This window comes from Streptomyces sp. NPDC002044, from assembly GCF_040296725.1.
Taxonomy (GTDB): Bacteria; Actinomycetota; Actinomycetes; order Streptomycetales; family Streptomycetaceae; genus Streptomyces; species Streptomyces antarcticus.
Genome location: NZ_JBEOXU010000062.1, coordinates 1 through 12,576, shown reverse-complemented (window position 1 = coordinate 12,576; position 12,576 = coordinate 1). Strand labels below are relative to the sequence as shown.

Genomic DNA, 12,576 nt, shown 5'->3' with positions numbered 1-12,576 from the left:
GAGCCACGAGGCCGCCGACCGGGACGGCTCGGGCGACTCGTACGTCCGGTAGGGAGTGTCACATGCGCCAGAGCCCGATCCGCCCCTCCGGGCCGGTCGCGTCCGCGGCCGCGGACGTCGGCGAGCTGATCGAGCTGCTGGAGATCGTCTGGGAACGGGGCCGGGACACGGTGAGCGCGCCTCCGGTCTCCTCCGCGCAGGCGCGGGTCCTCTTCATCATCGAGAAGAACGAGGAGATCAGCCCGGGCGCGCTGGGCAGGCTGCTCGGCGCGGCTCCCCCCTCCGTCACCCGGTTGTGCGACCGGCTGCAGGCGATCGGCTTCCTGGAACGCAACCCGAGCCCCGCCGACCGTCGGGAGCTACAGCTCCAGCTGACCGGGCGGGGCCGGGCGTACCTCGGGGACCTGCGGCTGCGCAGGCAGGAGGCCCTGACCGAGGCGATGGCCGCGATGCCCGCCGCCTCCCGGGACGCGCTCGCCGTGGGCCTGGCGGACTTCCTCGACGCTGTCGCCGGGCCGCTGCGGCTGCCGGCCGCGGGGCACTCGGAGTCCGCGCGGTCCCGCACCGCCTGAGCGGGCCCCGGGACGCGCGCCGGCGCCCCGGGGCGTCGTACGCCGCGGAGCGCCGGCCGGCCGGGGGGCGTCAGCCGTTCGGGACGGTGTCCCGGAAGGCGGTGCCCGCGGTGCGGTAGGCGCCGACCCTGGCCGCGACCTGGGCGGGGGTGAGGACCTGGTCCTTGACGTGCAGGACGTAGTCGACCTTCTGGTCGTAGGAGCGGGGAGCGGTGCCGGGTTGCCCGTTGAGGTCGATGAGCCACTGGTTGAAGTTGATCGACATGGGGCGCTCGGGGAGGTAGCGGGCGTCGTGGGTGCCGAAGAGCCGGCCGTCGACGTAGTAGGTGAGGGCGTTGTCGTCGATGGTCAGGACGAGGTCGTGCCAGCCGGCGTGGCTGGTGCGGACCTCGGAGTGCTGGTTGACGGCCTCCCACGGGTCGGGGCGGTAGGTCTCCCACGAGGTGGTGTAGAGGATGTTCGCGGGCTCGCCCCAGCCGCCGTTGGGGAGGTACTCGAAGTCGTACTCGGCGTAGTCGTCGGCCATCGGGGCCTTGAGGTCGTTGATGGTGAAGAAGGTCTGGACGAGGTGGTCGCCGTCCGGGCCGGACGTGGGGGCGTCGGAGAACTTCACCCGGGCCGCGTAGGTGCCGTTCTTGAACTTGGTCGCCCGGGTGAGGACTTCGGTGTGGCGGGTGCTCTCGCCGGTGCCCGCCGTGGAGGTCTTCAGGTTCATGACGGAGTTGCCGGCCTCCACGGCGAAGGTGACGTTCTCGGGCGCCCAGGTGGCTCCGGGTACGCCGGGTCCGCCCGCGTTGGAGCGGACGCTCCAGCCGTGCGCGGCGATGGCCGGGTCGGTGTGGGAGGTGTAGGTGAAGTCGTCGAAGAGGGTGGCTCCGGCCGGTCCCGGATCGGTGGGGGTGGGGGTCGGGCCGGTGGGGGTGGGTTCCGGGTCGGGGGTGTTGCCGCCGGGCGCGGTGCCCCAGACGGTGGCGGCGCCCAGCTTCGCGGTGACCTTGCCGAAGTCCCCGTACGCCGTGCGGGAGGCGTCGAAGGAGTAGTCGTCGGCCTGGTTGAGGGTCTGCCAGTCGGCGCGGTGGAAGCGCAGCTGCATGTCCCCCGTGTCGGCGCCGGGCGCGAGGGAGCCGGCGCCCGCGGTGAAGGAGATCTCCAGGTAGCGGTCGGCGCCGGCGGTGGGCGTGGTGAGGGTTCCGAAGGTGCCGGTGATGTTCGCGCAGCCCTTGACCGCCCAGGAACAGGCGAAGCGGTACTGGGTGTTCGGGCCGTCGGCCTTGAAGTAGTAGCGGAGCGTCACCTGGTTGAGGGCGACGGCGGAGGTGCCGTCGTTGACCACCTTGAACCAGGGCTCGGCCTGGTCGGCGGTGGCCCCGCCGGCGCTGGTGCGGTACTGGACCTTGACCGAGTCGGCGGCCGCGCCGGCGGGCAGGGCGGTCAGGGCCACCGCGCCGAGCCCTGCGGTCAGGGCCAGGGCCAGGGCGGCGGAGGTGCGTCGGTTCGGGGTTCGCATGGTGCGTTCCTCTCGGGGTGGGGGGATCACGGGGCGGGAACGGTGTGCGGGGATCGGCCGCGCACGCCGAGGGCGGCGAGCCGGGTGCGGTGCCGGTCGAGCCGGTGCAGGAAGCCCGGCCAGTCGCGGTGCGCCGACCAGGCGGTCTCGGCGAGGGCGCAGAGGCGGGGGAAGGCCAGGTACTCGAGCTGCGCGGGGGTGCGCGCGTACTCCGTCCACAGCTGCGCCTGCGTGCCGAGCACGCGGCCGGCCGCCTCCGGTTCCCAGTGCGCGGGAGCGGGGTCGTTGTCGTAGACGCCGCGCAGGTCGAGGACGCCGTCCTGGCCCCGGGGTTCGCCGGGGTCGGCGGACTGCGGGTAGTCCAGGTAGGTGGAGCGGAACGGCGCCATGATCACGTCGTGCCCGCGCAGGGCGGCCCTGCGGCCGTGCTCGGGGTCGCGCCAGGGCAGCACGGTGAAGGCGGCGGGGAGTTCGGCGCCGGTCTCGGTCCAGCCGAGCGGGCGGCGGCCGAGCGACGCGAGGTGGGCGGACACGGTCCGCATGAACCAGCCGTGCAGGGCGGCCGGTCCGGCCAGCCCCTCCGCGGCTGCCCGGGCCCGGGCCGCCGCAGACGCCTCCCATTCGGCGCGGGGGCACTCGTCGCCGCCGAGGTGCACGTACGGGCCGGGGAAGACGTCGGTCACCTCGTCCAGCACGGTGCGGCAGAAGGCGAGCACCTCGTCGTGGACGCCGAGGACGTTCGGGCAGACGCCCCAGCGCGTCCAGGTGTCCAGGCGGGTGCCGGGGCGGTTGCCGAGGTGCGGGTAGGCGGCGAGGGCGGCCCGGGTATGGCCGGGCATCTCGATCTCGGGGACCACCGACACTCCGCGCCGGGCGGCGTACGCGACGAGGTCCGCGAGGTCCGCGCGGGAGTACGCCCCCGCGTGGGGAAGGCCGTCCCCCTCGCTCTCGGTGCGCCGGCCACCGACCTCGGTGAGGCGGGGATAGGCGGACACCGGCATCCGCCAGCCCTGGTCGTCGGTGAGGTGGAGGTGCAGCACGTTCAGCTTGTGCAGGGCGAGCAGGTCCACGAAGCGGCGTACGTACGCGGCGGGCTGGAAGTGGCGCGCGACGTCGAGCATGGCTCCGCGCCACGCGAACCGCGGCCGGTCGGTGATCCGCAGGCAGGGCAGGGTCCATGCCGATCCGCGCCGCGCACTCGCGGCGAGGGCCTCGGCGGGCAGCAGCTGGCGCAGGGTCTGCACGCCGCGGAGCAGGCCCTCGGGGCGGGCCGCGCGCAGGACGACGGCCTCGGTGGAAACGGTGAGCCCGTACCCCTCCGCTCCGAGGCCGCCGAGCGCGGGGTCGAGCAGGAGGACGACGCGGCCGTCGGACCGCGGCGGCAGGGGGAGCCCGGTGGCGGGGGCGAGCACCTCGCGCAGCAGGTCGGCGGCGGCTTCGGCGCCCGGACCGGCCCGCACGCCGGTGAGGGCGTCGAGGGTGAAGCGGCCTGGCAGGGCGGTGACGGAGTCGGGGCGGGGGACGAGCGCGATGGCGGACTGACGGGACATGCGGCGGGGGGCTCCTCACCTGGTCGGGCGCCCGGTGGAACGGGGCGGCCTGGGCGGCGGGCTGACGGGGTGGTGGGGAGGGCGGGACGGGCGGCGTGGAGGGCGGGGGCCACGGGATTCGGGCGGGGAACCCCGGGCGGAGACGGCTGCCTCGGCCGACAGGAGCGCCGACGGGCCGGCGATGGTGCGGATCTTCACGGATCACCCCGTGTTCTGAACGCGCGGCGGAACCAAGCGAGTTGACCAATTGGCAAGGTGGTCAGCTGGGTGGCTAGAAGGTGACATGGCCCAGTCATCACGTCAACCCTCCCCGCCGGCAGGATTTTTGACCCGAACCTCGCGGGGTGGGGGACCTGAATGCTTAGATTCATCTGACCAGTTGGACAGATGACCAGATGGCAAGGGGCGAACCGTGCGAGAGAACTCCCCTGGAGGGGTCCCGGGACCCGGGACGACAGGATCCGTGCCGACCCCGGTCCGGGCACCCGCACCGGGGTCGGTGCTCAAACGGGAGCGGGTGCGCGAACACCTGCTGGGCCTGATCGACATCCGGCGCCCCGGGGACGCGATCCCGTCCGAGCGCACCCTGTGCGCGACCCTGGAGGTTTCCCGCCCGACCCTGCGCGCGGCCGTCGACGAGCTCGTCGCCACCGGCGCCCTCGTACGGGAGCACGGGCGCGGCATGTTCGTGGCCCCGGCCAAGATCACGCAGGAACTCTCCTCCGGCGAGACGCCGTTCGCCGTACGGCAGGCCGCGGGCCACTGGTCCAGCAGGGTGCTGGAGCACTCGGCCATCCAGGCGGGTGCCCGGATCGGGCGCCGCCTGCGGATCTCCCCGGGGGCCGAGCTGCTCTACATCGCCCGGCTCCGCCTCGTGGACGGTGCGCCGATGGCGATCGAGCACCTGCACATCCCGGCCGACCTGATACCGGCGCTGACACCCGCCGAGCTGGAGGCGGGCGACCTCTACGAGCACCTGCGCGACCATCACGGCGTCTACGTGCACGAAGCGCAGCAGTCGATCGAGCCGACCGTGGTCAACGAGGCGGAGGCGGGCCTGCTGGACGTGCCGGTGCTCTCCCCCGCCCTTCTCATCGAGCGGCTCACCAGCGACTCCACCGGACGGCCCGTGGAGTACGTGCACTCGGTCTACCGCGGCGACCGCTACCGGATCGTCTCGCGCCTGGCCCTCGGGGCGACCGTCCCCGGCGCCCCCCGTCCCGGCCACCATCCGGGCATCCCCCCGGGCGACCTGGGCCGCCGCGGCATCATCACGTCCACCACCACCGGCGACATCCACACGAGCGCCTGACGGCACGGCGGCGGAACGGGCACGGAAGGACGGCGGAGCCGACCGCGGCCCCTTTTGCCGGAACGGCAAACGGACGCGACGTGTTCCGGCGTTCCCCGGATGATCGGCTTCAGCCTCGCCGGCACGGCGGACCCCGAACTCCCGGAGGAATCATGTCGCAGCAGTCCACGGCCCCCGTCCACCGCCTGGTCACCGCGCCCGCGGGCCGGATCCACCTCGTGGAGCAGGGCAGCGGACCGCTGGTGCTGCTCGTGCACGGCTTCCCGGAGTCCTGGTACTCCTGGCGCCATCAGGTGCCGGCGCTGGCCGAGGCGGGCTACCGCGCGGTCGCCGTGGACGTGCGCGGCTACGGCCGTTCCTCCCGGCCGGGCGGCACCGACGCGTACCGGATGCTCGAACTGGTCGAGGACGCCGTCGCGGTGGTGGAGGCGCTGGGCGAGCGCGGCGCGGCGATCGTCGGCCACGACTGGGGTTCGGCCATCGCCTCGAACTCCGCCCTGCTCAGGCCGGACGTCTTCCACGCGGTGGGCCTGCTCTCCGTGCCGTACGTCCCGCGCGGCGGACCGCGGCCGAGCGAGGTCTTCGAGGCGATGGGCGGGGAGGAGGAGTTCTACGTCTCCTACTTCCAGGAGCCCGGCCGCGCCGAGTCCGAGATCGAGCCCGACGTCCGCGGCTGGCTCGCCGGCTTCTACGCCGCCCTGTCCGCGGACACCATGCCCGCGCCGGGCGCGCCCAGCCCGTACTTCGTCGGCCGCGGCGGGACGCTGCGCGACCGTTTCCCCGCAGGGCCCCGTCCGGCGTGGCTCGGTGAGGGCGATCTCGACTTCTACGCCGGGGAGTTCGAGCGGACGGGCCTGAGCGGGGCCCTGTCCCGCTACCGGAACATGGACCGGGACTGGGAGGACCTCGCCCGCTTCGACGGCGCCCCGGTCACCCAGCCGTCGCTGTTCGTCGCCGGCGGCTCGGACCTCGCCGTGTCGTGGCTGTCCGACGCCGTCGAGGCGTTCGCCACGACCCTCCCGGACCTGCGCGCCTCCCACGTGCTCGAAGGCTGCGGCCACTGGATCCAGCAGGAGCGCCCCGCCGAGACCAACCGGATCCTGACGGACTGGCTCGGCTCCCTGTCCCTCTGAGCCCGGCGGGGGCCGGGGCGCCCGGCGCCCGGGCGGGACGGCCTAGAGTGGCCCGGACCGTACGCGCCGCCGGGCGGGTGTGCCCGTCCCGGCCGGTTTTCCCCCAGGAGTCGTCCATGGCCAGCTCGCTCGACGGACTCGTCTTCGCCCCCGTGGCCGACCAGGCACCCGGCCAGGTCGGCCGGCAGACCCGGTTCGAGTACCACGAGCGGGACGGCCGCGTCCGGGCCGAGTACTCCGGCGGGGACGTGGTCACGGGCTACCTGGTCGGCACCCGGACCGCGGACACCCTCGATTTCCGCTACGTACAGCTCCGCACGGACGGCACGACCGCGTCCGGGCACTGCGTCTCCCTGGTGACGGAGCTCCCCGACGGCCGCCTGCGCCTGGAGGAGACGTGGACGTGGGAGTCCCGGGAGGGCAGCGGCACCAGCGTGGTCGAACAACTCCCGGCCTGAAGCCTCCGCAGCGGAGCGTGCGGGGGTGCGGGGGGGGGTGCGGGGGTGGACGGGAATCCGCCCACCACGCGGACCTACGTCTTTGGTGCCGGTCCGTACGGGCCCGTGGCCCGATTCCCCGGGGCGGGGCGGCGGTTAGCGTCGTGGCATGCGCATAGGACTGCTTGGCACAGGCAACGTCGCCCGGGCACTGGCCCACGGCTGGCGCGCCGCAGGACACGACGTACTCCTCGGTTCGCGCCGTCCCGGGGAACGGACGGATCTCGGGCTCCCGGTCGCGGACCTGAGCGAGACGGCCGCCCACGCGGAGGTGCTCGTCAACGCGACGCCGGGGGACGTCTCCGTGCAGCTGCTGCACTCCATCGGGGCACCGGCGCTGGCCGGCACGCTGCTGATCGATGTCGGGGTCGGCCTCTCCGACGACTTCACCGAGCTCTCGCACCCCAACGGCAGCCTGGGCGAACAGATCCAGGAGGCGTTCCCCCTGACTCCCGTCGTCAAGACGCTGTGCACCATGGACTCCACCGTGATGACCGCCCCGGACGGTCTCGGCGGCCCGAGCACCGTCTTCCTCTCCGGCGACGACGCCGAGGCCAAAGGGACGGCCGGCCGGCTGCTCACCGACCTCGGCTGGCCCGCGTCGTCGCAGCTGGACATCGGTGGCATCGTCACGGCACGCGGACAGGAGCACTTCGCCCTGCTCTTCATGGGCATCGCGGGCGGCCTGGGGTCCCACGCGTTCAACATCAACGTGGTCGCCGCTCCAGCCGCCCGGGTCCTTCCGCCCGCCTGACCCGCCGGAAGGGTCACGGCGCGGAAGGCGGCACCACGCGAACGGGCGGTGACCGGCGCCCCTCGGGCACCGGTCACCGCCCCACTACCGCCTCGCAGCCGTCGGGCCGGAGCGTTCTCCGGTCAGACCGCCGGGACCGGGTAGGTCGGGTACTCCACCCCGGACACGTGCTGGACCACGCGGATGACCTGGCAGGAGTAGCCGAACTCGTTGTCGTACCAGAGGTAGAGGATCGCGTCGTCACCCTCGACCTTGAGGGCGCCCGCGTCGATGATCGACGAGTGGCGCGAGCCGATGAAGTCGCTGGAGACCGCGTCGGGGGCGCTGATGAAGTCGATCTGACGCTTGAGCGGCGAGGCCAGGGAGACGTTGCGCAGGTAGTCGAGGACTTCCTCGCGCGTGGCCTCGCGGGCGAGCCGGAGGTTGAGGATCGCGATCGAGACGTTCGGGACCGGGACGCGGATCGAGCTGCCGGTGATCCTGGCCTTGAGGTCGGGAAGCGCCTTGGCGACGGCGGAGGCGGCGCCCGTCTCGGTGATCACCATGTTCAGCGGCGCCGAACGGCCGCGCCGGTCGGAGCTGTGGTAGTTGTCCAGCAGGTTCTGGTCGTTGGTGAACGAGTGGACGGTCTCCACGTGGCCGCGCAGGACGCCGTACTCGTCCGCCATCGCCTTCAGCGGCGGGACGATCGCGTTGGTGGTGCAGGACGCGCAGGACAGGATCTGCTCGTCCGGCTTGATCGTGTCGTGGTTGACGCCGTGGACGATGTTGGGCACGTCGCCCTTGCCCGGAGCCGTCAGGACGACCTTGTCGATGCCGGGGCGCAGGTGCTTCGAGAGGCCCTCGCGGTCGCGCCACTTGCCCGTGTTGTCGATGAGGATGGCGTTCTTCACGCCGTGCGCCGTGTAGTCGACCTCGGACGGGTCGTTGGCGTAGATCACCTTGATCTCGTTGCCGTTGGCGATGATCGTGCTGTTCGCCTCGTCGACGGTGATCGTGCCCTGGAACTGCCCGTGGATGGAGTCGCGGCGCAGCAGCGAGGCGCGCTTGACGATGTCCTGGTCGCCGCCCTGGCGGACGACGATGGCGCGCAGCCGCAGGCCGTTGCCGGAGCCGGCCTTCTCGATGAGGAGGCGGGCGACGAGGCGGCCGATACGGCCGAAGCCGTAGAGGACGACGTCGCGCGACTCGCGGCGCTCGATCTTGTCGGCACCCGTGGCGCCGATGACGGCCTCGGCGGTGAACTCCGCCACCGAGAGGTCCCGGCCGTCGGTACGGTACGTCGCGGCCAGCATGCCGATGTCGATCTGCGAGGGACCGAGGTCGAGCGTGGCGAGGGCCTGCAGGAACGGCAGCGTCTCGGTGACCGAGAGCTCCTCACCGGCGATCTGCCGGGCGAACCGGTGCGTCTTGAGGATGCTGACGACCGACTTGTTCACCAGGGAGCGGCTGTGAAGCAGGACCGTGACGTCCCTCTCCCGGTGCAGCTTCCCGATGATGGGGATCATCGACTCCGCGATCTCCTCGCGGTTCTTCCAGTTGGTGAACGAGTCGTCATTGACAGTCACAGGTTTTATCTTTCGAGCTAGGCGGCGCTCATATGCTAACCCGACCCTCCTTTGATCATTGAAACGGGCCACCCGGCGCGGCCGCCGGCCGGTGCGGGCGCGGCCCCAGCGGGTGCGTCCGGCACGGGGCTGTTCTAGCGTCGAAGGAAGGAGGGGAACCTGCCGAGCAGGTCGGGTACGGGGACCCGGGCCCGGCGGCCGCTCGACGACCGCCACGCGCTCGGCGCCGTTTCCGCGCGGATCCGGCACCACCGGGTCCCGGGCCGCGCGACGATCCCGGAGAGCAGGTGCGTCCCATGCGCACGTCGACCCGTATCGCAGGAGTCCTCACCGGCCTGACCCTCGCCCTCGGCGGCGCGGCCCTCACGGCCCCCGCCGCCCACGCGGACGTCACGGCCTGCATCAACCAGGTCGAGCGGGAGCTACAGGGCGGCGAGGCCCCGGACTCGGTCAGGATGGCGTGTTACGTCGGACTGACCGGCGACCACGAGCGGTGCGTGTCCGGCCTGACCGAGAACGGTGTGACGGACGGGACCGGGGCGACCGCCTGCCGGGTGGCCGTCAACTAGAACTCCGAGCGGCGCAGGGGCACTCGGCGCCGCTCCCGACGCGGGGCCGGAGCGACCTCGTTCCGGACCCGCCTCCGATCCGGAGAGCAGGTGCGTCCCGATGCGCAGGTGGACTCGCGCTGCCGGTGTCCTCACCGGCCTCACCCTCACGCTGGGCGGCGCCGCCCTCACCGCTCCCACCGCCCGGGCCGACATCCCGGCCTGCACGCACATGGTCGAGCAAGCCGGCGTCGCGGTCACCGACTCGGTGCGTACGGCGTGCTACCAGGGAGTCGTCAGCGACCTCCAGGGCTGCAAGAGCGGGCTGGCCGCGGCCGGTGTACCGGGCGGCGCCGCGACCGGCGCCTGCCTGGCGGCGCCCCACGAACCCCGCTAGGGGGCCGTCGGGGACCACCCCCCGAGCCGGCGGTACGGGTCCCCGAGCGCCCCGCCTCGGGGTTCTCCCCCGCCGGCCACCGGTACACCGGGCACGGCCAGGGGTGGCCCTCGGCGGACTCCACACCAAAACTGGCTCGATACCGTCCACCTCACTGGTTCGACACATGTCAACATAAAGGGATGTCGCGCACCAAGGTCCCGCCGAATCCGAAACCGATGACGGAACACGACCCCGAGGGGCCGTGCTGCCCCCCGCTCGGCGAGCGTCCACTGACCGCCGGGGAGGCCCAGCGGACGGCGAGGATGTTCAAGGCGCTCGGCGACCCGGTACGGCTGCGGCTGTTCTCCGCCATCGCCTCGCACGAGGACGGCGAGGCGTGCGTCTGCGACATCTCCGATGTCGGCGTCTCCCAGCCGACCGTCTCCCACCACCTGAAGAAGCTCAAGGACGCGGGCCTGCTCACCTCCCAGCGGCGCGGCACCTGGGTGTACTACCGCGTCGATCCGTCCGTACTGGCGGCCATGGGCCGGCTGCTCGCGCCGGCCGGCTGAACCGGCCCCCCTGGCCTCAGGTGATGCGGAGCTGGCGGCGGGCCGTCAGGGCGAGGGAGATCTCCACGATGTCCGCGGGCCGCGACAGGAACCGCCCCGTGAGCTGTTCGCAGCGCCGGAGCCGGTTCAGCACCGTGTTGCGGTGGCAGTACAGGCGGGCACCGGCCCGCCGCGCCGAGCCGTCGCAGTCCAGCCAGGCGGCCAGGGTGTCCAGCAGGAGGTCCCGGTCGCCCGGATCGAGCCGCAGCAGCGGGCCGAGTACGCGTTCGGCGAGCGCCGCGCCGAGCCCCGGCGCGGAGACGAGGAGCGCGGCGGGCAGGTGGTCGTCGAGCAGGACGGTGCCGCCGCTCTCCGGGCAGGCCCGCAGGGCGGTTTCCGCGAGCCTGCGGGCGTCCCCGACCGCGGCCAGTCCCTCGACGGCCGAGCTGATGCCGATCCGGGCGCCGGGCGGGCCGCTCATGTGACGGGCCAGCTCGTCGAGGCCGCTGTCGCCGATCAGGACGATGCCGTGGTCGGCGTCCGCGGCGCTGTGCCACACCACGCGGGTGCCCGCGGGCCCCTCGGGCGGCGGGCCTCCCGCGTACGCGGCCCGGTGGCCGCCGCAGACCAGGACGACGGCGTACCGGCCCTGCTCGGGCAGGTCGACCGCGCAGGCCACCTCGGGCAGGTCGGCGATCCGGGTCGTGCCGTCGAGCAGCGCCGCCGTCATCAGCCGCAGCCGGTTCTCGCGGCGCCAGGTCAGCTGCCGTTCCATCTGCCGGTAGCCGTCGGCGACGAGCCCGCAGTGCTCGTCCACGAAGTTCCACACGTCGGCCGCGACGTGGACGAGCAGGCGCACGTCATCGGGGTCGTGCCGGGCCGACTCCTCGATCAGGCCCTGCCAGACCATGCCGCCGCCGAGCCGGAAGGCGTGCAGCAACGCGTCCAGGGGCAGGCCCTGTTCGGCGCGTACGGCCCCGATCCGCCAGGAGCAGCGGCGGGCGGCGTCGCGGGACTCCCTGGGGTGGATCAGGGAGCCGACGTTGTGCCGCAGCGACCGGTGGGCCTCCTGCCAGACCTCGGCGGCGTCGGTCTCGATGGCGGCCCGGTACGCCGGTTCGTGGCGCTTCAGGGCGGCGACCAGCCGGTCGGTGAGGTCCGGCAGGTCGTCCATCAGCGCCCGGGCCGCCCGGTGCAGGACGGTCAGCGCCTCCGCGGTGGCGAGGGAACGGGCGGGCGGCGTGGCGGGCGGCGGCCCGGGCAGGGCCCGGACCCCCGATCGTGCGGCGTGCGGCATCGCGGTCCTCCACCGGAGTCGGCTCGCTCCGGCGCGGGGGCGTCCCGCCCTCCGCGCCGGGACTGCGTGGCCCCCGAAGAATGGCATACCGCCCGGTCGGTCCCCAGTGCTGCGACCGGAAAGGTTTGCCGGAGGGCCGCACCTCGTACCGGGCGTACCGGTGTGGTCCGACGACGCGGCGAGCGTGCGTGGCGGGCGCCGCCCGGCGTCGAGCGCGCTCGACGAGACCCCCTAGGGGTGTGCGCGCCCTTTCTCCGCGCGGTCGATCAGCCGGGCCAGCTCGGTCCGCGAACGCACGCCGAGGAGGGCGAAGACGTTGCGCAGGTGGTGGTCGACGGTCCGGGGGCTGACGCACAGACGCGCCGCCACCTCACGGTTGGTGGCACCCTCCGCGACGCAGCGCGCGATCCGCAGCTGCTGCGGCGTCAGGCGGGCCACCGGCGAGGCGTCGGCCGGCGCCGGAGCGGGCGCCTCGCCCGCCGCCCGCAGTTCGGCCCGGGCCTGTTCGGCCCAGGCGGGGGCGCCGCAGCGCTCGAAGGCGACGCGGGCGTCCCGCAGCCGGCTCCTGGCCTCGCCCGGCCGGCGCCGGCGGCGCAGCCACTTGCCGTACAGCAACTGGGTGCGGGCCCGTTCGAAGTCGCCGCCCGCCCACTCGTGCCGGACCAGGGCCAGCGCGTAGAGGGCGTCGGCCTCCTCCGGTACGGCGATCAGGGCACGGCAGCGCGCGAGCTGCGCCGGGGCCGGCGGGTCGCATCCCTGGGCCGCCCAGACGGCGAACTCCTCGACGGCGGCGCGCGCGTGGGCCCGCTCGCCCGCAACCAGTGCGGCAACTGGTTCTCCGGACCGCCGTCGCAGACCTGTCCGAGCTGCACCTGATCATTGGCCACCCGGGTCCGGAGCGCTTCGGC

12 protein-coding genes and 1 pseudogene are annotated in these 12,576 nt (G+C 73.6%); 8 read left to right on the top strand and 5 right to left on the bottom strand.

Going from position 1 to position 12,576, the window contains the following annotated elements; translation table 11 throughout:
• The first annotated feature begins 62 nt into the window (after nucleotides 1-62).
• Nucleotides 63-572 (top strand): MarR family winged helix-turn-helix transcriptional regulator, encoded by a 510-nt coding sequence (locus ABT106_RS17290; RefSeq protein ID WP_351277831.1) that lies wholly within the window; start codon nucleotides 63-65, stop codon nucleotides 570-572.
• 70 nt (nucleotides 573-642) lie between these two features.
• Here the strand turns inward: ABT106_RS17290 and ABT106_RS17285 are convergent, their stop codons facing one another.
• On the bottom strand, nucleotides 643-2,079 hold the full coding sequence (locus ABT106_RS17285) for a cellulose binding domain-containing protein (RefSeq protein WP_351277829.1): 1,437 nt from the start codon (nucleotides 2,077-2,079) through the stop codon (nucleotides 643-645).
• Between the two features lie 26 nt (nucleotides 2,080-2,105).
• Complete coding sequence (locus tag ABT106_RS17280) at nucleotides 2,106-3,629, bottom strand: beta-N-acetylhexosaminidase (RefSeq protein WP_351277826.1); 1,524 nt, start codon at nucleotides 3,627-3,629, stop codon at nucleotides 2,106-2,108.
• Nucleotides 3,630-4,092: 463 nt separating this feature from the next.
• Between ABT106_RS17280 and ABT106_RS17275 the strand changes: the two genes are divergently transcribed.
• The 4 genes from ABT106_RS17275 to ABT106_RS17260 all read left to right on the top strand — a co-directional run bounded on the left by ABT106_RS17275 (nucleotide 4,093) and on the right by ABT106_RS17260 (nucleotide 7,325).
• A complete protein-coding gene (locus ABT106_RS17275; RefSeq protein ID WP_351277823.1) occupies nucleotides 4,093-4,941 on the top strand; it encodes a GntR family transcriptional regulator in 849 nt (282 codons plus the stop codon).
• A gap of 152 nt (nucleotides 4,942-5,093) precedes the next feature.
• Entirely contained in the window at nucleotides 5,094-6,074 is a 981-nt protein-coding gene (locus ABT106_RS17270) for an alpha/beta fold hydrolase (RefSeq protein ID WP_351277821.1), read from the top strand.
• A 116-nt stretch (nucleotides 6,075-6,190) separates the two neighbouring features.
• The gene (locus tag ABT106_RS17265) at nucleotides 6,191-6,532 is read left to right on the top strand and encodes an avidin-fold protein (RefSeq protein WP_351277819.1); all 342 of its coding nucleotides are present in this window, start codon (nucleotides 6,191-6,193) and stop codon (nucleotides 6,530-6,532) included.
• Between the two features lie 148 nt (nucleotides 6,533-6,680).
• Complete coding sequence (locus tag ABT106_RS17260; protein ID WP_351277816.1) at nucleotides 6,681-7,325, top strand: NADPH-dependent F420 reductase; 645 nt, start codon at nucleotides 6,681-6,683, stop codon at nucleotides 7,323-7,325.
• A gap of 122 nt (nucleotides 7,326-7,447) precedes the next feature.
• Here the strand turns inward: ABT106_RS17260 and ABT106_RS17255 are convergent, their stop codons facing one another.
• Nucleotides 7,448-8,893, bottom strand: coding sequence for a glyceraldehyde-3-phosphate dehydrogenase (locus ABT106_RS17255; protein ID WP_351277813.1), 1,446 nt, complete (start codon nucleotides 8,891-8,893; stop codon nucleotides 7,448-7,450).
• 296 nt (nucleotides 8,894-9,189) lie between these two features.
• On the opposite strand from ABT106_RS17255, the gene ABT106_RS17250 reads away from it, so the two are divergent.
• The 3 genes from ABT106_RS17250 (at nucleotide 9,190) to ABT106_RS17240 (ending at nucleotide 10,392) form a co-directional block, all read left to right on the top strand.
• Nucleotides 9,190-9,462 (top strand): hypothetical protein, encoded by a 273-nt coding sequence (locus ABT106_RS17250; protein WP_351277810.1) that lies wholly within the window; start codon nucleotides 9,190-9,192, stop codon nucleotides 9,460-9,462.
• A gap of 100 nt (nucleotides 9,463-9,562) precedes the next feature.
• Nucleotides 9,563-9,838, top strand: coding sequence for a hypothetical protein (locus ABT106_RS17245; protein WP_351277808.1), 276 nt, complete (start codon nucleotides 9,563-9,565; stop codon nucleotides 9,836-9,838).
• Between the two features lie 182 nt (nucleotides 9,839-10,020).
• Entirely contained in the window at nucleotides 10,021-10,392 is a 372-nt protein-coding gene (locus ABT106_RS17240) for an ArsR/SmtB family transcription factor (protein WP_351277806.1), read from the top strand.
• Between the two features lie 16 nt (nucleotides 10,393-10,408).
• Here the strand turns inward: ABT106_RS17240 and ABT106_RS17235 are convergent, their stop codons facing one another.
• Nucleotides 10,409-11,668 (bottom strand): PucR family transcriptional regulator, encoded by a 1,260-nt coding sequence (locus tag ABT106_RS17235; protein WP_351277803.1) that lies wholly within the window; start codon nucleotides 11,666-11,668, stop codon nucleotides 10,409-10,411.
• Between the two features lie 231 nt (nucleotides 11,669-11,899).
• Nucleotides 11,900-12,496, bottom strand: a pseudogene (locus ABT106_RS17230) (helix-turn-helix transcriptional regulator); the annotation flags it as partial.
• Nucleotides 12,497-12,576 lie beyond the last annotated feature (80 nt).